Annotated in this window: 23 protein-coding genes, 1 tRNA gene and 1 riboswitch; of the genes, 7 read left to right on the forward strand and 17 right to left on the reverse strand. The window is 75.9% G+C overall.

Features of this window, described 5'->3' with window-relative positions:
* Positions 1–24: 24 nt before the first annotated feature.
* Together IE329_RS17260 and IE329_RS17265 are read left to right on the forward strand one after the other, a co-directional pair.
* Entirely contained in the window at positions 25–516 is a 492-nt protein-coding gene (locus IE329_RS17260; RefSeq protein ID WP_190211773.1) for a carboxymuconolactone decarboxylase family protein, read from the forward strand.
* 182 nt (positions 517–698) lie between these two features.
* A complete protein-coding gene (locus tag IE329_RS17265) occupies positions 699–1535 on the forward strand; it encodes an isocitrate lyase/PEP mutase family protein (RefSeq protein WP_190211774.1) in 837 nt (278 codons plus the stop codon).
* A 45-nt stretch (positions 1536–1580) separates the two neighbouring features.
* On the opposite strand, the gene IE329_RS17270 is transcribed toward IE329_RS17265, so the two are convergent.
* From IE329_RS17270 to IE329_RS17320, 12 genes are all read right to left on the reverse strand, one after another.
* Complete coding sequence (locus IE329_RS17270; protein ID WP_190211775.1) at positions 1581–1817, reverse strand: hypothetical protein; 237 nt, start codon at positions 1815–1817, stop codon at positions 1581–1583.
* 69 nt (positions 1818–1886) lie between these two features.
* The gene (locus IE329_RS17275; protein WP_229927520.1) at positions 1887–3068 is read right to left on the reverse strand and encodes a cytochrome P450 family protein; all 1182 of its coding nucleotides are present in this window, start codon (positions 3066–3068) and stop codon (positions 1887–1889) included.
* Positions 2957–4465: a cytochrome P450 gene (locus IE329_RS40665; RefSeq protein WP_229927517.1), complete on the reverse strand. Its 1509-nt coding sequence runs from the start codon at positions 4463–4465 to the stop codon at positions 2957–2959. Before IE329_RS40665 ends, IE329_RS17275 begins: the two co-directional genes overlap by 112 nt.
* Complete coding sequence (locus tag IE329_RS17280; protein ID WP_190211777.1) at positions 4462–5079, reverse strand: GTP-binding protein; 618 nt, start codon at positions 5077–5079, stop codon at positions 4462–4464. Before IE329_RS17280 ends, IE329_RS40665 begins: the two co-directional genes overlap by 4 nt.
* Positions 5057–5401 carry a DUF742 domain-containing protein gene (locus IE329_RS17285; protein ID WP_190211778.1) on the reverse strand — a complete coding sequence of 115 codons (345 nt, stop codon included), beginning with the start codon at positions 5399–5401 and terminating at the stop codon, positions 5057–5059. The genes IE329_RS17280 and IE329_RS17285 overlap by 23 nt, the downstream gene beginning before the upstream one ends.
* A complete protein-coding gene (locus IE329_RS17290) occupies positions 5398–5811 on the reverse strand; it encodes a roadblock/LC7 domain-containing protein (RefSeq protein WP_190211779.1) in 414 nt (137 codons plus the stop codon). Before IE329_RS17290 ends, IE329_RS17285 begins: the two co-directional genes overlap by 4 nt.
* The gene (locus IE329_RS17295; protein ID WP_229927521.1) at positions 5795–7063 is read right to left on the reverse strand and encodes a sensor histidine kinase; all 1269 of its coding nucleotides are present in this window, start codon (positions 7061–7063) and stop codon (positions 5795–5797) included. The genes IE329_RS17290 and IE329_RS17295 overlap by 17 nt, the downstream gene beginning before the upstream one ends.
* Before the next feature lie 163 nt (positions 7064–7226).
* The gene (locus IE329_RS17300) at positions 7227–9503 is read right to left on the reverse strand and encodes a SpoIIE family protein phosphatase (RefSeq protein WP_190211781.1); all 2277 of its coding nucleotides are present in this window, start codon (positions 9501–9503) and stop codon (positions 7227–7229) included.
* 74 nt (positions 9504–9577) lie between these two features.
* Complete coding sequence (locus tag IE329_RS17305) at positions 9578–10750, reverse strand: PP2C family protein-serine/threonine phosphatase (RefSeq protein ID WP_190211782.1); 1173 nt, start codon at positions 10748–10750, stop codon at positions 9578–9580.
* 220 nt (positions 10751–10970) lie between these two features.
* Positions 10971–11540, reverse strand: coding sequence for a TetR/AcrR family transcriptional regulator (locus IE329_RS17310; protein WP_190211783.1), 570 nt, complete (start codon positions 11538–11540; stop codon positions 10971–10973).
* An 89-nt stretch (positions 11541–11629) separates the two neighbouring features.
* Positions 11630–12484, reverse strand: a complete 855-nt coding sequence (locus IE329_RS17315) for an alpha/beta fold hydrolase (protein WP_190211784.1) — start codon at positions 12482–12484, stop codon at positions 11630–11632.
* A gap of 194 nt (positions 12485–12678) precedes the next feature.
* Positions 12679–12969, reverse strand: coding sequence for a YiaA/YiaB family inner membrane protein (locus tag IE329_RS17320; RefSeq protein WP_073925623.1), 291 nt, complete (start codon positions 12967–12969; stop codon positions 12679–12681).
* Positions 12970–13201: 232 nt separating this feature from the next.
* Positions 13202–13364, forward strand: a riboswitch (cyclic di-AMP (ydaO/yuaA leader).
* Between the two features lie 12 nt (positions 13365–13376).
* Between IE329_RS17320 and IE329_RS17325 the strand changes: the two genes are divergently transcribed.
* Entirely contained in the window at positions 13377–14234 is an 858-nt protein-coding gene (locus IE329_RS17325) for a M23 family metallopeptidase (protein WP_229927518.1), read from the forward strand.
* A gap of 56 nt (positions 14235–14290) precedes the next feature.
* Here the strand turns inward: IE329_RS17325 and IE329_RS17330 are convergent, their stop codons facing one another.
* A complete protein-coding gene (locus IE329_RS17330; protein ID WP_190211785.1) occupies positions 14291–15313 on the reverse strand; it encodes a hypothetical protein in 1023 nt (340 codons plus the stop codon).
* A gap of 34 nt (positions 15314–15347) precedes the next feature.
* Between IE329_RS17330 and IE329_RS17335 the strand changes: the two genes are divergently transcribed.
* The 4 genes from IE329_RS17335 to IE329_RS17350 all read left to right on the forward strand — a co-directional run bounded on the left by IE329_RS17335 (position 15348) and on the right by IE329_RS17350 (position 18383).
* Positions 15348–15911 carry a GNAT family N-acetyltransferase gene (locus IE329_RS17335; RefSeq protein WP_190211786.1) on the forward strand — a complete coding sequence of 188 codons (564 nt, stop codon included), beginning with the start codon at positions 15348–15350 and terminating at the stop codon, positions 15909–15911.
* Between the two features lie 120 nt (positions 15912–16031).
* Positions 16032–16754: a sensor domain-containing protein gene (locus tag IE329_RS17340; protein WP_190211787.1), complete on the forward strand. Its 723-nt coding sequence runs from the start codon at positions 16032–16034 to the stop codon at positions 16752–16754.
* A 109-nt stretch (positions 16755–16863) separates the two neighbouring features.
* On the forward strand, positions 16864–17613 hold the full coding sequence (locus IE329_RS17345; RefSeq protein ID WP_190211788.1) for a hypothetical protein: 750 nt from the start codon (positions 16864–16866) through the stop codon (positions 17611–17613).
* 11 nt (positions 17614–17624) lie between these two features.
* A complete protein-coding gene (locus IE329_RS17350) occupies positions 17625–18383 on the forward strand; it encodes a tyrosine-protein phosphatase (protein WP_190211789.1) in 759 nt (252 codons plus the stop codon).
* 63 nt (positions 18384–18446) lie between these two features.
* Here the strand turns inward: IE329_RS17350 and IE329_RS17355 are convergent, their stop codons facing one another.
* The 4 genes from IE329_RS17355 to IE329_RS17370 form a co-directional block, all read right to left on the reverse strand.
* Positions 18447–19538, reverse strand: a complete 1092-nt coding sequence (locus tag IE329_RS17355; RefSeq protein WP_190211790.1) for a hypothetical protein — start codon at positions 19536–19538, stop codon at positions 18447–18449.
* Between the two features lie 359 nt (positions 19539–19897).
* The gene (locus IE329_RS17360) at positions 19898–20689 is read right to left on the reverse strand and encodes a LolA-like protein (protein ID WP_190211791.1); all 792 of its coding nucleotides are present in this window, start codon (positions 20687–20689) and stop codon (positions 19898–19900) included.
* Positions 20690–21043: 354 nt separating this feature from the next.
* A tRNA-Met gene (locus tag IE329_RS17365) sits at positions 21044–21117 on the reverse strand.
* Positions 21118–21178: 61 nt separating this feature from the next.
* Positions 21179–22765 carry a PrsW family intramembrane metalloprotease gene (locus IE329_RS17370; protein ID WP_190211792.1) on the reverse strand — a complete coding sequence of 529 codons (1587 nt, stop codon included), beginning with the start codon at positions 22763–22765 and terminating at the stop codon, positions 21179–21181.
* Positions 22766–22813: the final 48 nt, after the last annotated feature.

Genomic DNA, 22813 nt, shown 5'->3' on the forward strand with positions numbered 1-22813 from the left:
CAGTCGGCTCCTAGGCTGGCGCTCATGACCACGAACGAAACCCTCGCCGCCGACGCCCGTACGCCCGTTCCCGCCCCCGGCCAGCGGATCTCGCTGCCCCACCTCCTGCCCGAGTTCTACCAGGCGATGAGCGCGCTGGAGCGGACCTCCAAGGCCGGGATCGAGCCGGAGCTCGCCGAACTGGTCAAGATCCACGCCTCGATGGTCAACGGCTGCGCGTTCTGCATCGACATGCACTCCACCGACGCCGTCAAGGGCGGCGAGCAGGAGTACCGGATCCGCTCGCTGCCGGCCTGGCGGGAGACGCCCTGGTTCACCGCCCGGGAGCGCGCCGCACTGGCGCTGACCGAGTCCGTCACGCTGCTCACCCAGGGCCACGTGCCGGACGCCGTCTACCAGGAGGCCGCCCGCCACTTCGAGCCGGAGGAGTTGGCGAGCCTGATCGCGGTGATCATCACCATCAACGCCTGGAACCGGATCGGCGTCACCTCCCGGCTGAGCCCGGCCCCCCGCTGACCCGCGGACCCGCGGACCCTCCGACCCTCTGACCCTCTGACCCTCCGACCCCCCACCGACCCGCCGCGGCCGCCCGGACGCCCGGACCCCTCTCCGGGCCCCGGCCGCCCCGGCCCGACCCGTTCCCGTTCCCGTCCGAAATCCGCCGGATCCCCGGCCCGGCGACTGGCAGGCTGCCACCCATGACGAGCACTCAGCAGGACAGGGCCCGACTCCTCCACGAGCTGCACCGCCCCGGCGACCCGGTGCTGCTGGCCAACGTCTGGGACGCGGCCGGCGCCCGGCTGGTCGCCGCCGCCGGCGCGGCCGCCCTCGCCACCGCCAGCGCCAGCGTCTCCTGGACGCTCGGCTACCCCGACGGCGACCGCGCCGACCTCGCCGAGGTGCTGGCGCAGACCGCCCGGATCGTCCGGGCGGCCGGCGCCCTGCCCGTCACGGCCGACCTGGAGAGCGGGTTCGCCGAGACCGCCGCGGGCGTCGGCGCGAACATCGCCGCCCTGCTGGCCACCGGCGCGGTCGGGGTCAACCTGGAGGACGGCCGGCCGGGCCCGGACGGGCCGCTGCGCCCGGTCGAGGAGGCGGCCGCCCGGGTCGCCGCCGCCCGCGCGGCCGCCGACGCGGCCGGCGCCGGCCTCTTCGTCAACGCCCGGACGGACGTCTTCCTGCTGGCCGTGGGCGACCCGGCGGACCGCCTGGACCATGCCGTCGCCCGGGCCCGGGCCTACCTCGCGGCGGGCGCCGACGGCATCTTCGTCCCGGGTGTGACCGACCCCGCCACCGTGGCGGCGCTGGCCGGGGCGGTGCCCGCCCCGCTCAACGTGCTGGCCGGTCCCGGCGCCCCGGCGGTGCCCGAGCTGGCGAAGCTGGGGGTGGCCCGGGTCAGCCTCGGCCCGGGCCTGGCCCGCGCCGCGTACGCCGCGCTCCGGCTCGCCGCCGAGGAGGCCTACGGGCCCGGCACGTACGGTCGCATCGCCGACGGCCTCGGGTACCAGGAGCTGAACGCCCTGCTGACGGACTGAGGACGGCCGGCGGCCCGCCCGCGAGCCGCGGGCGGGCGGCCCGGCTCAGCCGACCGTGCCCGGACGGGGCGTCAGTGCCTGCAGCCCCTTGACCGGGCCGCCGGCCACCGGCAGCCCGGCCGCCTGCTGCAGGACGAGGTCGCCGGGCGAGACGCTGAGACCGTCGGCGATCCCGTCGAGGGCGTCGCCGCCGGCCGGGGCGGGGGCGGGGGCGGCGTGAGCGGGGGCGGCCAGCGCGAGGCCCGCCAGGGTGAGGGCGGCGAGTGCCGTGAGCTTCTTCATGGCAGGCCAAACGAGCCGGCGGCCCGGCGGTCACCCGGGCGGGCCGCCGGGCCGCCGGCCGTGGCGCTGTCAGCCCGCCCGGACGGGCAGGGTCCGCACGCTGTTGCTGATCACCGAGCCGATCGGCTCCGGGGCCGGCCCGTCGGCCGCGGTCAGGCCGGGGAACCGGCCGAACAGGCCGCTCAGCGCGATCTCCGCCTCCAGCCGGGCCAGGCCCGAGCCGAGGCAGAAGTGCGGGCCGTGGCCGAGCGAGAGGTGCCGGGCGTGCCGGGTGATGTCGAAGCGGTCGGCGTCCGGGTAGTGCTCCTCGTCGCGGCCGGCCGCACCGTACGAGGCGAGCAGCGCCTCGCCCCGCCGGATCAGCACCCCGCCGACCTCGATGTCCTCGGTCGCGTAGCGCAGCGGGAACTGCCCGACGGGGGAGTCGTACCGCAGGGTCTCCTCGACCACCGCGGACCAGGGCTGCTGCCCGTCGAGCACCAGCCGCAGCTGCTCGGGGTGGGCGAGCAGGGCCCGGACGGCGTTGGTGATCAGGTTCAGCGTGGTCTCGTGCCCGGCCACCAGCATCAGCAGCAGGGTGCCGACCAGCTCCTGCTCGGTGAGCCGGTCGTCGGCGGCGCGGGCCGCGATCAGGTCGGTGGTCAGGTCGTCGCCGGGCTCGGCGCGCTTGGCCGCGACCACCGAGGCGAGCAGCGCGAACAGGCCCTGCTGGGCGGCGACGGCGGCCGCCGGGGTGGCCGAGCTGGAGACCAGGGTGTTGGAGAGCTCGTGCAGCTCGTCCTGCTGCCTGGCGGGCAGGCCGAGCAGCTCGCCGATCACCTGCATCGGCAGCGGGTAGGCGAAGTGCGCCCGCAGGTCGAAGTCGCCCTCCAGCAGGGCGACCCGGTCGAGCAGGGCCGCGGCGCGGGCCTCCACGGCGGGCCGCAGCTCGGCGATCCGGCGCGGGGTGAAGGCCTGGGTGACCAGCCCGCGCAGCCGCCGGTGCTCGTCGCCGTCGGCGGTGACCATGCCGGGCACGGTCACGAAGTTGAGCAGCGGCCAGCCCTCGGGCAGCCGGCCCTCGGTGAAGGTGCTCCAGAGCTGGGGGTTCTTGCCGATCCGGGGGTCCGCCAGCAGCTGCTGCAGGGTGTCGTGGTGGGTTATCGCCCAGACCACCACCCCGCCAGGGAGTTCCACCAGGACCGCGGGCCCGGCCGCCCGGAGCCGGGCGTTCTCGCCGTGCTGGTCGCGTCCGAAGGGGTCGAGGGGGATGGGGCTGAGCTCGTCGGAGCTGCGGACGGCGGTGTCCATACGGGCCTCTCGGGGGCGGCGGGGCGGGGCGGGGTGAAGGCGCTGTAGAGCACCGGCAGGCTGACCAGCGCCCGCGACCAGGGTGACGGGCGCCAGGCCAGCTCATGGACCGGGACGGCGAGTTGGAGGTCGGGCAGGCGGTGCAGCAGGGTCTCGACGGCGGTCTCGACGATCAGCCGGGCGGGCTCCTGGGCCGGGCAGACGTGCTTGCCGGCTCCCCACGCCAGGTGGGCGCGGTTGCCGGCCAGGCCGGTGCCGTCCCGCAGGGTGGAGCCGGAGTCCGGGGCCGCGCCCTGGGCGGCCGGGTCGGCGTTGGCGGCGGCCAGGCCGAGCACGAGCATGTCGCCCTCGGTGATGTACTGCCCGCCCAGCACGGTGTCGCCGGTGGCCCAGCGCCCGGGGAAGTTCTGCGTCGGGGGGTCCCGCCAGAGCACCTCCTCCAGGGCGTCGGCGACGGTCAGCCGCCCGCCGCTCAGGGTGGCCCGGAACCGGCGGTCGGTGAGCAGCAGCCGCAGGGTGTTGCCGGTCCAGTTGATGGTGGTCTCGTTCCCCGCGACCAGGATCACCACCAGGTGGTGCACGGCCTCCTCGTCGGTCAGCGCGGCCGGGTGGGCCAGCAGCCAGGACGTGAGGTCGGGGCCCGGCTCGGCCCGCCGGCTGCGCACCAGTTCGGTCAGCGTGGCCTGGAACTCGGCGCCCGCCCGGACGGACTCCTCGCTGCTGTCCACGAAGTGGCTGATCAGCTCGATCATCCGGGGCCCGGCCTCGGCGGGCAGGCCCAGCAGCTGGGTGAAGACCAGCAGCGGCAGCCGGCGGGCGTACTGGGCGATCAGGTCGGCGGTGCCGTCCGGGCCCCAGTCGTCGATCAGCGAGTCGGCGGCGGCCTCGGTGGTCTCGCGCAGCCGGCGTTGGTCGATCCGGGCGAGCGTGCCGGCGACGGCGGCGCGCAGCCGCTGGTGCTCGGCGCCGTCCAGGTTCAGCAGGGTGGGGCGCCAGGAGGTCATCGGCAGCAGCCGTGACCCGGGGCTCAGCCGGCCCTCGGCCGGGACCCGCCAGCGGCGCGAGTCCTTGGAGAACAGTTGTTCCTGCCGGGTGAGTTCGAGCAGCTCGGGGTAGCCGAGGACGAGCCACGCCTCGACCCCGGGCTCCAGCTCGATCGGCGCGACCGGGCCGTGCCGCTCGCGCAGCGCCGCGTACAGGCCGTGCGGGTCCTCGGCGACGGCCGCGCCGTACAGCGGGGCGGCCCCGCCCGGCGCCGCCCCGGCGTGCATCGGGCAGCCGGGCGGCGGGGACGGCGGCGCGGTCCGGACCGGCGGCGCGGTGGCGGCCGGTACGGCGCCCGGGTCGGGAGTGCTCATGACTGGAGCTCCAGGACGGCGGTGGACTGCAGGTGGCCCACGAAGTCGATCAGCAGGTCGTAGGCGGCCGTGCGGTCGCGGACGTCGCAGTGCAGGATCGGCACGTCGGGCAGCAGGTCGAGCGCGGCGCGCAGCTCGTCCTCGGGGTACACCGGGCTGTCGGGGAAGGTGTTGACGGCCACGGCGAACGGGATGCGCTGCTCCTCCAGCCGGCCGAGGATGTCGAAGCTCTCGCCCACCCGGCGGACGTCCACCAGCGCCACCGCGCCGAGCGCGCCGCGCGACAGGTCGTCCCAGAGCGGCTGGAACCGCTCCTGGCCCGGCGTGCCGAACAGGTAGAGCGCGAGCCGGGGGTTGAGGGTGATCCGGCCGAAGTCGAGCGCGACCGTGGTGGTGCGCTTGCCGGCGCGGCCGGTCAGGTCGTCCACGCCGACGCCGGCGGCGGTCAGGGTCTCCTCGGTGCGCAGCGGGGTGATCTCGCTGAGCGAGCCGACCAGGGTGGTCTTGCCGACCCCGAAGGGCCCGGTGATCAGGATCTTCACCGCTCCCCGGACCGAGGACGGCAGGTAGTCGGGCTCGGGCCCGGACGGCTCAGCGGAGTTGGCGGAGGCCAACGAGCACCTCTTCCAAGAGGGTTGCGGGCAGGCGTTCGGCCTGCGGGGCGGGCGGGAGGACCTGGACGGCGCCGAGGTCCCAGAGGTCGCCGACCAGGACCTTGACCACGACCAGCGGCAGGCCCAGGTGGGCGGCGACCTCGGCGACCGAGAGCAGCCGCCGGCAGAGCGCCAGGATCCGGCGGTGTTCGCGGTTCAGGGCCCCGTCGGGCAGGTCCGGGCAGTCCGGCGAGACGCTCAGCAGGCTTTCCAGGGCCAGGCTCTCGCGGCTCGGCCGGCTGCGGCCGCCGGTGATGACGTACGGCCGGACGGGGTTGCTCACCGCTGGATCCCGGCCGCGTGGTCCACCCGTGGCGGGCTGGTGAGGTGGGCGCCGATCCGCTCGACCAGGACCTGCATCTGGAAGGCCACCAGGCCGGCGTCCACGGCCTCGCCGGTCACCACCGCCAGGTGGGCGCCGGCGCCGGCCGCGACGACGAACAGGTAGCCGCCGCCGTACTCGACGACGATCTGCCGGGTGGAGCTGTCGCGCCCGCCGAAGCCCTGCGCGACACCCCGGGCCAGCGACTGCAGCCCGGAGCAGGCGGCGGCCAGGCGCTCGGCGTCCTCGCGGGCGATGTCCGCGCTGCGGCCGATCTCCAGGCCGTCGTTGGACACCACGACGGCGTGCTGGACCTCGGGGACGGTGATGATGTCGGCGAGCAGCCAGCCGAGGTCAGGATTGGTGGTCATCGGATTCTCCGGGGCGCTGGGGAGGGCGGGGGGAGGCCTGCTGGTGGGAGTGGGGAGCGGCCGGGCGGGGGTCCGGGCGGGCGGCCGAGCGGCCGGTGGCGGTGCCGGCCTGGAAGCGCGCCATGAAGCTCTGTGCCTGGTGGGCCGAGCGGACGGGGGCCGGTGCGGGCTCGGCGGGCCGGGGGGCCTCGGCCGAGCGGTCGCGCCGGTGGCTGCGACGCGGCAGCGGCGGCGGGGCGCCGCCGGGGGCGCGGGCCTCCTCCGCCGGTCGGGCGGAGGGCGGCCGGCCGGGTGCGGCCGGTCCGGGGCGGGCCGGTTCGCCCGGGCCGGGTCCGGCCGGCGCCTCGACGGTCGGCACCGTCGGCGGCAGCGGCTCGGTGAGCAGGGCGTTCGGCAGCAGGACCACCACCCGCACGCCGCCGTAGGGGGACGGCGCCGAGCTGAGGGTGACCCGGAACCCGTACTGCTCCGCGAGCCGGCCGACCGCCGCGAGGCCCAGCTGCGGCACCTCGCCGAGCCGGGAGACCTCCAGCGTGCTGCCGCCGGAGAGCACGGCGGCGGCCTTGGCGACGGCGTTGTCCGCCATGCCGACGCCACCGTCGTCGATCTCGATGACGGCGCCGTTGTGGACCGGCATCAGGGTGACGAACACCTGGGTGCTGGGGGGCGAGTAGCGGGTGGCGTTGTCCAGCAGCTCGGCGACGGCGTGGATCAGCGCCTCGGCGGCGGCGCCGATCACGGCGGTCTCCAGCCTGCTGCGCACGATCACCCGCTGGAAGGGCAGGATGCGCGACTGGGCGCCGCGCACCACGTCCTCCAGCGGGACGGGCTCCGGCCAGTGCCGGCCGGCCCGCGCCCCGCAGAGCACGGCCAGGGTCTGTGCCAGCCGGGCCTGCTGGGCGGCGGCGTGGTCGGCCTTGAGCAGGCCGTCGAGCAGTTCCGGGTCGTGGTGGGTGCGCTCCATCTCGTCCAGCAGGGCCTGCTGGTCGTGGGCCATCACCAGGATCCGCCGGGCCACGCTGAGGAAGGCCCGCTGGGTGGAGGAGTTGAGTTCCTGTTCGCGCTGCACGGCGGCGTGCTCGCCGCCGCGGTGCTCGCGTTCGTCGGTCAGCTGCCGGTGCAGCAGGTCGAGTTCGCGCTGCTGGGCGGCGAGCCGGCGACGCTGGGTGCGGGTCACCGCCCGGTACCGCGCGGCGGCGAGCAGCGAGAGGGCGGCGAGTACGCCGATCGCGGCCGCGCACCACTGAGTCATCGTCACGCGGCGAAGTCTAGGGCGGTGATCCTACGACGATGTGAACAGATCCCCGGTCACCTGTGCGGATCCGCCGCTGCGGCCGCCCCGGTGGGCCGCCGGGGCGGCCGTGACCTGCGGGTCCGCCCGCCCGGCGGGCCCGGCGGGGGCGCTCCCGGGCCGGTCAGGCTCCGGCGGCCGCCGTCCGGTGGAGCAGCAGCAGGGCCACGTCGTCCGGGCGGGAGCGACGCTCGGTCACGTTGAGGGTGAGCAGGTCGGCGAGCCGCTCCAGCTCCGGTCCCACCGCGCCCTGGACCGGGCCGGTCCGGGCGGCCCAGAGCTCCAGCCCGCCGAGCATCCGGTGCACCGACTCGTCGTAGTCCTCCTCGCGGTCCTCGACCAGGCCGTCCGTGTAGACCAGCAGCGACTCGCCGACGGCGAGGTTGTCCACGGTCAGCCGGTACGGCGCGCCCGGGTCCACCCCGAGCGGGGGCCCGCCGGGCAGGTCGAGCTCGACGGCCTTCGCGCCGGTGATCCGGACGGGTGCCGGGTGCCCGGCGCGGGCCGCGCTCAGCGTGCCGTCGGCCGGGTCGAGGGTGAGGTACAGGCAGGTCGCGAAGAGCTCGGTGTCCAGCTCGGCGAGCAGCCGGCTGGTCCTGGCCAGGGTGGCGGCCGGGTCGTGGCCGTCGGTGGCGTACGCCCGCAGGCCGCTGCGCAGCTGGCCCATCACGGCGGTGGCCTCGGCGTTGTGGCCCTGGACGTCCCCGATCACCAGCCCGACCTTGCCGTCCGGCAGCCGGATCAGGTCGTACCAGTCGCCGCCGATCTGCATGCCCTCGGTGCTGGGCAGGTAGCGGGCGGCGGCGGTGACGCCGGGGATCGCCGGCAGGGTCCGCGGGAGCATCGCGCGCTGCAGCTCGGTGGCCCGGTGGTGGTGGGTGTCGTACAGCCGGGCACGCTCCAGGGACTGCGCGAGGATCCCGGCGAAGGCCGAGTACAGGGTGCGGTCGTCGCGGCTGAAGGCGCGCTCGGTGGCGAAGGTGATCAGGCAGGAGCCGACCTGGCGGCCGGAGGCGATCAGCGGCAGCACCGCCCAGGACGGCGGGGTCAGCGGGCTGCCGGCGCCGTCCGGCCCGGTGCCGGCGCTCCGGCCCGGTTCGCTGAACAGCGGGGTGGAGCGGGCCAGTGAGCGCTGCATGACGCCCTCGGAGAGGTCGGCCAGCCGGTTCAGCTCGGTGCGCCGCGGGCCGCCGTACACGGTGTGCGAGACGGGCAGCAGCCGGCCCTCGTCGACCAGGTCGAGGATCAGGCTGGCGGCGCCGAGCGCCGGGCCGGCCACGTCGGTGACGGCGGTGGTGACGTCCCGGACGGTGATCGCACGGGAGAGGGTGCGGGTCAGCGCGAGCAGCAGCGCCGAGCGGGCGCCGACCGCGGGGGACTCCGGGCCGGTGTCGGCCGGCCGGTCCTCCGGCGCGCCGGTGCGGTCGCGGTCGACCAGCAGCCCGGCTATCCGGACCGGACGGCCGTGGATGTCGAGCATCACCTCGCCGCTCTCCCGGACCCTGATGACGCCGCCGCCCCGGCGCAGCACCCGGTAGGCGAGCCGGTAGGGGCCGCCGCCGGCCAGCGCGTCGGCGAGGCCGGCCTGGACGTCGGGCAGGTCCTCGGGGTGGACGATCCGGGACAGGTCGGGGGCCTCGGCGGAGCTGCCCCCGGGCGGCGGCGGCAGGCCGACCACCCGGTAGGCCTGGGCGTCCCAGAAGGTCTCGCCGGTCACCAGGTCGCGTTCGAAGGCCCCGGCGCCGGCCGCGTGGACGGCGAGCGAGAGCAGCGGGTGGGCGAGCGGGGCCGGGTCGCCGGGGGCCGGGCCGTGGGTGCGGACGCCCTCGGGGGCGCGGGTGCTCGCGTGCACGTGGTCGAGCAGGTGGGAGAGCCGGTGGGCGCAGGCCTCGCCGATGGTCTCCAGCACGTCCAGGTCGCGGCGCGGGACGGTGCCGCGGTGGGCCAGCGCGAGGGCGAGGACGCCGATCGGCCGGTCGTCGACGATCATCGGCAGGGCGACCAGGGCGACCATCCCGGTGCCCATGCCGGAGTTGCGGTTGGGGTAGTCGATGCTGGTGCGCTCGGGGCTGAGCAGGTAGGGGCGGCGCAGCCGCAGCGCCATCGCGGCGGGCAGGTCCCCGGCCGGGTCGACGGTGCCGTAGCGCTCGTGGGCCCATTCCGGCAGGCCGTGCGAGGCGGTCAGCCGGAGCATTCCGGCGGAGTCGAGAAGGTAGACCGCGCTGCCCTCGCCGGTGATCCAGGCGGGGCCCTCGGCCAGGACGGTGCCGAGCAGTTCGGCCGCGCCGGAGCAGTTCAGCAATAACCGCACGCAGCGCATCGGACTGCGGGTGACGGACCCGGTGATCGGGCCCCGGCTCTCGTCCTCGGAGGGGGGGAGCCACGGGGAGGTCAGGTCCATCGGGCTACCCGGCCTTTCCGTTCCGCAGGGGGGTGACGCCATGGGGGCGAACGTAATTTCTTCATCCTATTTGCTTATGTCGTGATTGGGGGTCCAAGGCGCCGGACCATGACCAGGGTCCGGTCGTCGGCGACGTCCCGGGCGACCGCGCGCAGCACCCGGCCGGCCGGGTGGCCCGCGGTGCCGCCGGACGCGTGGGGCACCCGCAGCACCGGCTCGGCGGCGGCCAGCAGCCGTCCGATCCCGGCCTCGATGTCCTGGCCGGGCACCTCCACCAGGCCGTCGCTGTAGAGCAGCAGCGAGTCGCCGAGCGCCAGCCGCCCGTGGGCCGCCGGGTACGGGCTGCCGGACAGCAGCCCGAGCGCCGGCCCGCCGTCCTCGCCGAGCAGCCAGCTGCCGCCGGCCTCCCGGCGGTAGTGCGCGGGCGGCGGGTGGCCCGCGTTGAACAGCCGGTACTCCCCGCTGGCCGGCCGCAGCGCGAGGTGCACGGCGGTCGCGAACTCGTCCTCCCGGCCCAGCCCCACCAGGTAGTCGTTGGCGGCGGGCAGGAAGGCCTCCGGCGGCACCGAGCCGAGCAGCATCGCGAACGCGCCGGACAGGTGCATCGAGCGGGCGGCCGCCCGGCTGCCCTTGCCGGAGACGTCCACCAGGAGGACCTCCAGCAGGTCCTGCTCGGGCCGGTCGGCGCAGAGCAGGAAGTCCCCGGAGAAGGCGTGGCCGCCGACGGGCGCCAGGGCCCGGTCGAAGTGCCAGTCCAGCAGCCGGTCCGGCAGCCGGCCGAGGGCGTGGGTGTGCTCGGACAGCTCCAGCAGCATCGAGTCGCCGCGCAGGCCGCGCAAACCGAGCCGGTTGCGGAAGCGCGCGGTCACCATCCCGGCCAGCGCGGTCAGCGCGAGCACCACGGTGACCCCGGCCCGGACGCCGTGCGGCTCGTGCCAGCCGGCGCTGAGCGCGCTGCCGGCCAGCACCCCGGCCACCAGCACCAGCTGCCGGCGGGTGCTGAGCACCAGGCCGCCGCAGACCAGCGGGAGCACCAGGGCGGACGGGGGCCAGCTGCCCGGCAGGGCGACCGACAGCGCGGTGAAGAGCGCGGTGACGCCCAGCAGCAGGAGCAGGGCGCCGCGTTCCGCGGCCGGGTCGCCGTCCAGCAGCCGGCTGCCCCGGCGGCCGAGCGGTCCGCGGCGGGCGGCCCGCGCCCAGCGGCCCGGGCCGGTCCGGCGGTGCGCCGCCTCCTGGGCTGCGGGCACGGCAACCTCCCCCGGGTCCGGCGGCCGGCCGTCGACCACCTGTGTGATCAGCCAATCTAGTGCCAAACGCCCGTTTGCTCCCGTTCTGGGGTGCGTGCTGGCGTGGCCGGCCCCGACGGCGGGGGTGGCGCCGCCGGCACGGGGGGTGGGGGCGCGGGCCCCGCCGGTACGGGCCTCGGCGGCGCGGGCGGTGGCCGGACCGGGGCCACCGCGCGGCCGGTCAGGCCGTCGGCCAGGACCGCAGTCCGGCGGTGAGGACCCCGATCAGCCGGTCCTGGGTGACGGCCAGGTCCTCGGAGCGCCGGAACGAGCCGGCGATGGACAGCGAGGCGAAGCCGTGCGCGACCGAGCGCACGCTGCGGGCCGCGTGGATCACCTCCGGGCCCTGCAGCCCGTAGTCGTGCAGCACGGCGACCAGCACCTCGACCAGCTCGGCGGCGGCCCTGGTCAGCTCGTCGTCGGGCTGCGGGGCCTGCGGCAGGGCGTTGTACCGGTGGGGGTGCTCCACGGCGTACGCGTGGTAGCCGCGCAGCACCGCCTCCACCGCGCCGTCCCCGCTGCGGCCGACCGCGGACTTGGCCAGCCGGGTGGCCAGCTCCTCGGTCACCCGGACGGCGACCAGCCGGCGCAGCTCGGCCAGGCCGCCGGGGACGTGCTTGTACAGGGACGGGGTGGCGACCCCGGCCCGGGCGGCGACGGCCGCCAGGGTGAGGGCGTCCGGGCCCTGGTCGTCGATCAGGCCGAGGGCGTAGGAGACGACGGCGTCCGGGGTCAGTCCGGCGCGTGGCATGGGGGCCTCCTGGGGGATGGTGCGGCACCGGGGGTGCGGTGCGGTGGGGGGGAAGGCGGCCCGCGCGCGGTGGCCGGGCGCGGGGCGGCTCAGCCCTGGGAGTCGGCGGTGCTGGGCGTGGACTCGGTGAGCGAGGCCAGGAAGGGCACCAGCGCGTCGGCGGTGGCCTGCGGGAACTCCGCCATCGGGTAGTGGCCGGCGCCCTCGATCATCACCTTGCGGGCGTTCAGCGCGGCGGCCTGGCGGTCGGCGACCACCTCGGGCTTGGGGAAGTCGGGGTCCTTGCTGCCCATCACGACCAGCGCGGGGCAGCTCACCGCGGCCGACCAGCCGACCGGCGCGGAGTCGCCGCGGACGTAGCCGCGGGTGGCGGTCTTTCGCCCGGGGGTGCGCAGCGAGGCGACCAGCTCGGCGCGGTACTCGGTGAAGTCGGCGGGCTTGGCGGTGGGGAAGGCCAGCTTCTGGTACATCCCCCAGAAGGCGGGGAACTGGATCACGGCCGTGCCGAGCACCTTCACCAGGCCGCGCTGGAAGGCGGTCTGCGGCAGGTTCTCGACGAAGGCGTCCAGCAGGGCGATCCCGGCCACCCGGCCGGGGGCGTCCCCGGCGACCTTGACCACGCTGGCGCCGGTGTAGGAGCTGCCGACCAGCACGGCCCGCTCGATGCCGAGGTGGTCCAGCAGGGCCAGGGCGTCGTCGGCGATGGCGGCGGGGGAGTAGTCGTCCCAGGCGATCGAGGACTCGCCGAAGCCGCGGATGTCCATGGTGATCACCCGGTGGCCGGCCGCGGTCAGCAGCGGGTGCAGGTGGCGGTAGGCGGAGCGGGAGTCGAGCATGCCGGGGATCAGGAGGACCGGTGCGCCGCTGCCGTGCTCGGTGTCGTCGAAGGCGATCCGCCCGCCGGGGACGTCGAGGTAACGGGTCGCGAGAGGAGTGGTGGACATCGCTGGCCTCCTTGGCCTGTGGGCCGTGCCGTCGGCGAGCTGCCGATAGCCATAAAGCTAAGGCTAATAGCCTTAGCTGTCAAGGAGTGGCCTCCGGCGTCCGCCCCGGCCGGCCCCGGAGCCGGCCGCGGGGCCCTCGCCTGCCCCGGCCCGTCGCCGGGCCGCGGTGCCCGCCGCCGCGGTCGGGCGGGGCGTCAGATGCCCTCCACCTTGAAGGGGTCGTGCTCGGCGAGCAGCTTCTCCAGCCGGGCCTGGTCGACCCGGGTGACGATCTCGGTGCTCTCCTGGCGGTCCCGGATCACCTTGGCCAGGGTGAACGAGGAGGTCACCGTGTACAGCAGGCCGATGCCCAGGAAGGCCCTGGTCCATGCGCCTACCGGCAGGTAGGCGATGCCGACGGCCAGGGCGCCGCCGGAGATCGCGAAGGACAGCACGGCCTGGACGTAGTACGCCGCCGTGGTACGTGACTGCATCGAGGTGCTCATGCGGCCAGGATGGCCAAGCGTCATGTCGCGCACATGAGTACGGGTACTCAGATTCAGGTGCGGTTTGTTGACGCCTGTTCACGATCTGTAGTGCCGCCGGATGGTAACCATGCCAAATCGCCCATTCCGCCCCATGAAAATGTTGACTCTCCCGCCTGGACGGCTTGGAATCAGGGGCTCCTAGGATTAACGTTTGATAACGCAGCGCGGTCGGCAACGCCGTGACCACGGCACCGTGCGCTCGCCTAATCCCGCACGGCCCGTCCTCCGGGGCAGGTCAGGGAGCCGGGGAACCACCGTTCCTTGGGGTGAATCGGCCAGGCCCAGGCCCGGCCGTAGGAGACCTTCCTGCTCCGAACCCGTCAGCTAACCCGGTAGGCGCGAAGGAAGGAAAGGAGCGCGCCTCCGTGGCGTCGTCGTACTCTCCGGCACACCTGCCCGGTTCCACCGGCACCCAGCTTCTCGACCACCCCTGGCCGCCCGCCCACGGCGGCTCGTACGGGGAGGCCCCGGACGAGTCCGCTCCCCCGCAGCCGGCCGACAGCAACCGGCACCGGATGCCCCGTCAGACCCGCGGGACCGGCCCCCTGCTCGGCGTCACCGCGGTGGCCGCCACCCTCGGCGCCACCGGCTTCGCCTCCGCGACCCCCGCCGCCGCGCCCGCCGTGGTCTCGCCGGACGAGACCACCGTGCTCTCCGCCGACCCCGGCCTGGCCCTCGCCGCCCGCATCCAGCAGCAGGCCGACAGCCAGCGCACCGCCGCCGAGGAGGGTGCCCGGCTGCAGGCCGCCAAGGAGGCCGAGGTCAAGCGCGCCGCCCAGCAGGAGGAGGCCCGGAAGGCCGCCGAGGCGGCCGAGAAGGCCAAGCTCGCCGCGATCCAGCTGCCGGTCCGCGACTACTTCCTCTCCGCCCACTACGGGCAGAGCGCCTCGTACTGGTCGCACCTGCACACCGGCCTCGACTTCGCGGCCTCCACCGGCACCCCGGTCTACTCGGTCGGCTCCGGCACCATCACCTCGGCCGGCTGGTCCGGCTCGTACGGCTACCGGATCATCCAGACCCTGCCCGACGGCACCGAGATCTGGTACTGCCACCTCTCCTCGATCATCAAGGCCTCCGGCAAGGTCGTGCCCGGCCAGCAGATCGGCAAGGTCGGCGCCACCGGCAACGTGACCGGCCCGCACCTGCACCTGGAGGTCCGCCCGGACGGCGGCGCCCCGGTCGACCCGGAGAGCTGGCTGGAGCAGCGCGGCCTCACCCCCTGACGGACCGTCCCGGTCCCGGCCGCCGCCGGGACCGGCGGGCGGCGGCCCGCGGGCGGTCAGTCCCGCGGGCGGTCCGCCCCCGGCGCCCCGGCCGGCTCCTCGGGGGAGTCCCCGGCCGGCGCGTCCTGCGCGGCCCACTCCTCCTCGCCGGTCCACTCCTGGCCGTCCTGGCCGCCCGCGTCCTCGCCCTCGCCCTCGTCCCAGGGGTGCTGCGGGAGCTGCGCCAGGTAGGCCTCGATCTCCTCCGGGCCCGGCTCCGGCGCCAGGTCGGGGTACTCCTCCACCAGCAGCAGCGGCAGACCCGGCACCGTCCACTCGCCGAACAGCCGCATCGCCTCCACGGCCGCGGCCGCCTCGAAGGACTCGAAGTCCCCGGCGAGCTCCTGCGGCATCGGGCGGCCCAGCGCGTTCAGCTCGGCCAGGTTCCGGTAGCTGCGCTCCATCAGCCCGTTCTCCAGCAGCATCCGGGCGCCGTCGGTGGCCATCCCGACCGACATCAGCCGGGTGGGGCCCCAGCCGCCGTCGCCGTCCACCCGGTCCAGCACGCCGGCGTCCTCCAGCGCCGCGTAGGCCGCGAGCCGCTCCTCCGGTGCCAGGTCGCGGAACGCGTCCAGCCAGGCCCGGACCGCCGCCGGGTCGTCCAACGCCACGCCGTCCGCGCGCAGCAGCAGGGTGTACAGCCGGGGCCAGGTCACCAGGTCCGCGCGGCGCAGCAGGCCGGCCGCCACCTCGCCCTGCCACTCGGCCTCGGCCAGCAGCCGCTCCTGGCGCTTGGCGTTCAGCCGCTTCGCCGCCCGCTGGTGGTCGGTCAGCAGCCGCACCGCCGCGCCGTACGCCAGCGGGTCCTCGCCGGGCGCCGGCTGCACGTACAGGTACAGCCGTTCGTACAGCAGGTGCTCGACGGCCGCCGAGGTCAGCTCGGGCCAGCCGTCGCGGATCCGGCCGCCGCCGAGTTCGAGCAGCGTCAGCACCGCCCGCAGCGGGCCCTCGGCCACCGGCTCGCGGTCCTGGGCCCGCGCCCAGGCGGTCAGCTCGGCGGTCCGGGTACGAGGGGCGAGCCGCAGGTCATCGTCGTTCATGTGACGTACGGTAGCCGCTGTACCGTTGGCGGACATGGTCCCCGTACTGCTCACCGGCCCGCGTCTGGTCATCCGCGAGTTCCACCACACCCCCGGCGACGTCGACGCGCTGCACGCCGTCTTCGGCGATCCCGAGACGGCCCGATACCTCCCCTTCGAACCACGCGACCGGGAGACCTGCGCCGACCAGATCGAGCTCTACCTCGAAGAGGCCCAGAAGGATCCGCGCAGCACCTACCGGCTGGCCGTGACCCGGCTGGAGGACGGCGAGGACGCCGTGCCGATCGGCAACGCCGTGCTCGGGGTGGAGCCCCAGCGGGCCGGCTTCGTCGGCTACGCGCTGCGCCGGGACACCTGGGGACTGGGCTACGCCAGCGAGATCACCCGGCTGCTCTGCGGCCTCGGCTTCGCCACCCTCGGGCTGCACCGGCTCTACGCCCGGGTCGATCCCGCCAACACCGCCTCCTCCCGGGTGCTGACCAAGGCCGGGTTCCAGCTGGAGGGCCGGATCCGGCACGACCTCTACCTGCGCGGGACGTGGCACGACGCCCTGCAGTACTCGCTGCTGGAGGACGAGTGGGCGGCCCAGGGCGGCTGACAGGGGGTTAACCCCACCCCGGACCGGCCGGTGGGCCGGATACCGCCGCCGGGCCGTCCGCGGGACCGTTGAGGTGTCAGCAGGAAGCGCACCAGGACACCACGAGGGACCGAGGCGGCCATGATCAGCAGCAGCGCACAGGGCGGCGAGTACGACGGTTACCAGGCCCACCGCCCGGCCCGGGGCGGCGGGGCCCGGCCGGCCCCCGGGTTCTGGCGGGCGCCGTTCAGCCGTTCCTACCTCGGCGAGGTCGGGTTCACCCTCGGCGGGCTGCCGATCGCCGTCGCCGGGTTCGTCGTCGCCGTCACGCTGTTCTCGCTCGGCCTCGGCACCCTGGTCACCGTGATCGGGCTGCCGGTGCTGGTGGCGCTGCTCGGCTCGGCCCGGGGCTTCGGCGCCCTGGAGCGCGCCCGGGCCCGGGGCCTGCTCGCCCTGGACGTCGCCGACCCCGCTCCGGTCCGGCCCGCCCGGCCGGGTTTCTGGGCCGGCGTCACCGGCCGCCTCGGCGACGCGGCCGGCTGGAAGGCCGTGCTGTACCTGGTCCTGATGTTCCCCTGGGCGATCGTCAGCTTCACGCTGTCGCTGACCTTCCTGGTCACCGGGTGGGTGGTCGCCGCCTACCCGCTCTACCACTGGGTCTTCGCCCGCTGGACGCCGTGGCCCGGCTACCAGCTCTTCGACTTCACCAAGGACGGCCGGCACCACCAGTACTTCGTCGAGTCGCCCGCGCAGATCGCCGGGATGTCCCTGATCGGCTTCGTGCTGGTCTTCCTCACCCCGCTGCTGGTCCGCGCCACGACCAACGTCAACCGGCTGGCGATCCGCGGCCTGCTGGGGGGCTGAGCCGGGCGTCCGGGGCGGCGGTCCCCCGTCCGGGACGGCCCGCCGGGCGGACCACGCCGTCGGACCGCCCCGGATGCGGGTCGTCCCGGTGCGTGGTCCGATGATCGTCATGGCCGCACCAGCCGCCCCCGGGATCCTGCTCACCTCGCGTCCCCTGGACGAGTACTGCGGGCTCTTCGGCCTCACCCGGGCCGCCCTCGCCGCCGTCCGCGGTCCCGTCCTGGACTGCCCCGGCGGGGCCGCCGGGCTCACGGCCGAGGCCCGCGCCCTCGGCTGCCACGTGATCGCGGCCGACCCCGCGTACGCCGCGCCGCTGCCCGCCGTCACCGCCCGCGCGCTGGCCGGCCGGGACGCCATGGCGGGCGCCATGGCGGGCGCCATGCGGGCCGCCCCGCACCTCTACCCGGCCCCCCGCGACCTCCCGCCCGACCGCTACCTGCGCAGCTGGGACCGGGCCCGCCGGCTGTTCGCCGCCGACAGCGCCGCCCACCCCGAGGACTACGTCGCCGCCGCGCTGCCCAGCCTCCCGTTCGCCGACCACACCTTCGCCCTCACCCTCAGCGGCTACCTGCTGCTCGCCTACCCCGGCCAGTTCGGCCCCCGCCACCAGCTGGCCGGGCTGCTGGAACTCGCCCGGGTCACCGCCCCCGGCGGCGAGGCCCGGATCTACCCCCTGCACGACGGCGACGGCCGGCGCTGCCCGCACCTGGGCGACCTGCGCCGGGAGCTCGGCCGGCACCGGGTCAGCAGCGAGATCCGTGCCTTCCCCCGCCCCGGCGACGGCCGCACCCGCCGGATCCTGGTGCTGACCCACGCCCGCTCCCGGATCCACCGGCCCGCCGGGGTGCCCAGCCGTTAGCGTGTCTGCCCATGGACCTCACCGACCCGCCCGTGACCGGGGACCCCGCGGCCGTGCCCGGCGCCCACCGTCTGCTCGACATACCCGGCGTCCGCAACGCCCGCGACGTCGGCGGGTTCCGCACCACCGACGGCGCCCGGGTGCGCACCGGGCTGCTCTACCGGTCCGGCTGGCTCGCCGAGCTCACCCCGGAGGGCACCCGGGCCCTCGCCAAGCTCGGCGTGCGCACCGTCCTCGACCTGCGGGACCCGGCGGAGATGCTGGTCCGGCCCGACCGCCTGGACGGCCTGGACGTCAGCACCGCCCACCACCCGCTGCTCCCGCAGGACGGCGCCGACCACTACGGCGAGCCGCTCCAGGAGGCGTACCGCCTGATCACCGACGCCGCCGCCGGCACCCTGCCCGCCCTGCTCGGCCGGCTCACCGAGCCGGAGGCGCTGCCCGCGCTGCTGCACTGCGCCGTCGGCCGCGACCGGACCGGCATCGCGGTGGCGGTCCTGCTCAGCGTGCTCGGCGTCCCCGACGAGGACGTCGTCGACGACTACCTGCTCTCCAACCTGGGCCTCGGGCTGCTGGACGGCGTCCCGCAGGAGTACCTGGACGCCAACGGCGTCGTCCGGTTCACCGAGATCGTCGGCCCCGGGCTGATCACCGGGGCGCTGGCCGCGCTGCGCGAGCGCCACGGCTCCCTGCCCGCGTTCCTGGCCGGGGCCGGACTCGGCGAGGAGGGGCTGGCCCGGCTGCGGGAGCTCTTCCTCGAACCCGCCTGAGCCCGGCCCGAACCCGGGCCCGGCCGGGCGGCCTTCGCGGTACCGGGCGTCCCGGGCCCGGCCTCAGGGCCGCCCCGGCGCCGCGGGCTGGCGGGGCACGGCCGGGGCGGCGTCCAACCGGGCGAGGATCTTCTCCGCCAGCCAGCTCCGGTCCGAGCCGTACGGGATGCCCTCCGGGGCGACCAGCTGGGAGGCCACCGCGTCCCGCAGCCGGTGCCACTCGCCGGCGGCCAGCCGGGAGAGCAGCCCGCGGGCGGCCAGCAGCGCGTGATACTGCTCGAAGCCCGAGCGGGGGCGCTCGATCGCCTCCAGGACGCTGCCGAGGTCGGCCAGTGCCGGGTCCCCCTGCATCAGCGCGAGCGCCTGCACCCGCCGGCCCTCCGAGCCGTCCGCGAACAGCTCGCGGACCTGCTCCGCGGTCAGGGCCGAGCGGCGCGCGGTCGACCGCACCTCGGCCACCACGTTCTCCGGGCTGGCGTCGCCGGCCGGCGGCAACTGCTCCCGGACGGTCTCCGGGCGGTCGGTGCTGCTGCCCAGCAGTCCCAGGTGCTGCATCGCCCGGACCCGCAGGTCGTCCGCGCCCACCTTGTCGCCCTTGCGGTCCCGGTCCTGCCCGGCGAGGAAGAGGTCCAGCGCGCGGTCGGCGTCCGACAGGGCCCGGGGCAGCAGCAGCCGGGTGGCCAGCCAGCCGGCCAGGAACCCGAGCACCAGGAAGTACAGCACCAGCGCGGCCGCGAACGGCGCCGCCCCCGGATCGCCCCCGAGCGCCGGGGCGAGCGCCGCGCCGAGCTGGTGCAGCCGGGCGCCGAGCGAGCCCAGCTGGGTCAGGCCGACGCCGAGCAGCACCTTGGTGAGCCAGTCCGAGACCTGCTCCAGATTGGTGTTCGGCACGTACGAGTCGCGCACCGGCCCGCCGGCCGGGCCGGGCTCGCCGGAGCGCATCCGCGGCACGCCGAACAGGAACCCCAGGGCGCCGCCCAGCACCGCCGCCGCCCCGGCCACCATCAGCCCGCCGCCCAGGGCCTGCAAGGGGTGCGCCCGCCCCAGCCCGAACAGGAGTAATCCGGCCAGTCCCACCCCGAGCATGCCCGCCGCCGCCGTACGCCGGGCCGCCCGCAGCTGCGCCGCGCCCCCGGCCGTCCGTGCCCCCGCCATCGCCCTACCCCCTGCGTCAGCCCCGTGAAGTCGGGCCGACTGTACCCAACAGGACGGGCCCGGACACGCAGACGGCCCGTGGGCTGCTCCCCGGTACCAGAGCCCGGCGCCGGGCTGCTGGCACCGGGGCACCGGGGATGTTCCGGTGAGCCCACGGGCCGGGTGACTGCTTGGGAATCGCCTGCCGCCGGAGGCCGTTCACGACCTCAACTGCACAGGCAGGGGCGGCTCTAGCGAGCAGCCACCTCACACATCCTGACGGTACTCAACCAGGATCACCTCCTTTCAGTGTGCCGCCACGATAGGCACGCGACCCGAGTGGGGGCAACGGATTTACGAGGCGGTTTTCCCGGGGCCGGTCAGGCGGTCCGGAGCTTCTGCTTGACCGCCGAGAAGTCGATCACGTTGTCGGCCGGCGGGGCCTTCAGGTCGAGCGGCTTGTCGAAGTCGCTGAAGGTCAGCCGGCCCGGCTCCGCGCCCGCGGTCTGCTCCATCCGCAGCAGGTACGGCTTGCCCTGGGTGGCGACGTACAGGGTGCTGTTCTCGCCGTCGGAGTCGGTGGCGGTGATGCCGAAGGCCTTGGCACCGTTGATGTCGGCGGCCGCGCCCTTGGTGTACTTGTCGCCGGTGGTGCCGTCGTCCTTGCTGATGGCCCCGATGAGGTCGCAGACCTCCGCCATCTCCTTCAGGCTCGGGTCGTCCTGCCCGTTGGTGATGTAGCGGCCCTTGAAGAGCTCGGCCAGCACGGCGCCGCTCTTGGCGTTGCCCTCCTTGGCGGCCACCGTGTTCCAGAACACCGCGTCGGGCTTGATCCAGGTCTGGCCGCCGATCCGGACCAGGTCGACCTTGCCCTCGCTGCCGGTGCCGACGCTGCCGCTGCAGTCGCCGGCCTTGCTGGCGGCGAGGTCGAAGGTCAGCTTGCCGCCGTCCACCGTCAGGGTGCCGTCGACCTTGACCGAGGTGAGCCCGCCCATCGCGGTCTGGGCCTGCTTGACGATCTCCTCGGCGCTGAGCTTGTCGACGGCGATCGACTCCGCCTTGGCGGGCGGGGCGGCCGCCCCCGCCCCGGCCCCGCTGTTGTCCCCGCTCTTGTCGCCGCCGCAGGCGGTGGCGCCCGCGGACAGCAGGAGACAGGCGATCGATGCGTACACGAAGTGCTTTCCTGGCATGGAACTTCCCCCTGAAGTGGTGGCCGGCCCCGTCCGGGCCGGCGGTGTCGCCCGGAGATCATTGTGGAGAAGGCCGACGGCGTTCGCCGGTGGTTTTCCGAGCGCGTTACCTGTTCGTGCCAGGACCGGGAATTCCGTGACCGGACCGTTCCGCCCCGCCGTGCCGCCCCACGGCGGCCGGGTGGCCGGAGGTGCCGTCCGACCTGCGGGGACGCGCCCGCCGGGGGGTGCCGTCGCGGGAAATCGAATGCCGGTGCGCACGCCCCGGGCCGCCGCCGTGCCCGGGTACGGCAGAAGGCCCGGCAGATGATCTGCCGGGCCTTCTGTGCTACTGAGTAGCGGGGACAGGATTTGAACCTGCGACCTCTGGGTTATGAGCCCAGCGAGCTACCGAGCTGCTCCACCCCGCGTCGGTAAACACCACAGTACGTGGATGTGGCCCGAATGGGAAATCGGTTTACCGCGCGGGGGTCAGCGGGCCGGCGGGGAGGCCGCCGGCGCCGTGGCCGGGCGGGTGCCGCGGGGCCGGGCGGCGGGCGTGCTCGCGGGCCCGCCGCCCGGCCGGGGAACGGGCCGGGGAACGGCGGGCTCGGGAACGGCGGGCCGGGCGGCGGCCGGTGGAGCGCCGGCCCGGTCGTCGGCCCGGGCGGGCGCCGTCCGCCGGGTGGCGTGCCGCGCCGTCCGGGCCCGGGCCCACACCGCGAACGAGACCAGGGCGGCGAAGCACGGCACCATCAGCGTCCCGTACACCAGCAGGAAGCCGTGGGTGCCCAGGCCCGCGGCGGCGTTCCAGGTGCCGTGCAGGGCCATCGCCAGCAGCAGCCCGCCCGGCGCCGCCAGTCGGGCCGGCCAGCGGCGCCCGGTGGTCAGCGAGATCGCCAGGCCCAGTCCGGTCAGCGCGGTGAACAGCGGGTGCGCGAAGGGCGACAGCAGGCCGCGCAGCACGAAGGTCTGCACGGTGCCGTCGAAGTCCCGCAGGCTGGGGGTCTCGCCCAGGCCGATGCTGTCCAGGCGCTGCTGCTGGTCGTCGGTGAAGGCCCGGCCCAGGTACAGCGCGTTCTCGGTGAACGCGAAGCCGCAGGCGGTGACGCCGCCGAGGACCATCCCGGCGGCCAGCGTGCGCGGGCGGGAGCGGGCACGCGGGTGGGTCCGGGTCCGCGGGTAGGGGCGCAGGTACGGCAGCGGCCGCAGGTAGGGCCGCAGTCGCAGGTGCGGGCGGGCGTGCGCCACGCTGCGTAGGCGGGCGTAGGCGCGCGGCGGCAGGTTGACGCGCAGCCGCGGGCGGGCCGCCGCGCCCCGGCGCAGCAGCACCGCGCAGCCGCGTCCGGCGTGGCAGCGCAGCCGGCGGCGGACGGGCAGCAGGAGCAGCAGCAGGGCGGCGCCCTTGGCGCTCTCCTCGATCAGCGGGGTGGCGAAGTCGGCGCCCAGCGTCTCGCCGCGCAGGCCCTGGTGGGCGATCAGGAAGTCACTGGCCCAGCCGTTGGCCAGGATCGCCACCGTGGTGGCCGCACTGGAGCCCCAGGCCAGGCAGAACAGCAGGTGCCGCAGCGGCACCCGCGCGGTCTGGTTGAGCCAGGCCAGCGCGCCCAGGACGAACGGCAGCGGCAGCAGGGCCAGTCCGAGGCCGACGAACAGCCCGGTGGTGCCGGTCTGGCGCCGCACCAGGTGCAGGATCAGCACCGCGCAGCCGGCCAGGGCCAGGACCGCCCCGGCGGTGACGGAGGTCAGCGCCGGGTGGCGCAGCACCGGGTGCCGGCGCCCGCGCCCGGCCGCGCCGGCGCCCGTGCGGACATCCGGTCCGGCGTCCCCGAGGGGGCCGGGGCCGGGGCTCGCGGGGCCGCCCGCCCCGGGGCTCCCCGGGGCCGCCGCGCGGGCGGGCGGGGAGGACGGGGCGGGCGTCCCCGCGAGGGCCCGTCCGGCCGGCGGCAGCGAGCGGCGGGCCCCGCGGATCCTGGGCCCCGGGATCGTCCGGGTGCCGGCGGTGCGCGTGGGTGCGTCCGGGGCCTCAGCGGCGGCGGCCGCCGGGCGGGCGGACCGCCCGCTGAACGGGCTGCTCACGCGGCAAAGGGTAGGGGACGATTCGGGCCCCGCGGGAGACCTCGGCAC

It is taken from the genome of Kitasatospora indigofera (genome assembly GCF_014655955.1).
Lineage (GTDB): Bacteria > Actinomycetota > Actinomycetes > Streptomycetales > Streptomycetaceae > Kitasatospora > Kitasatospora indigofera.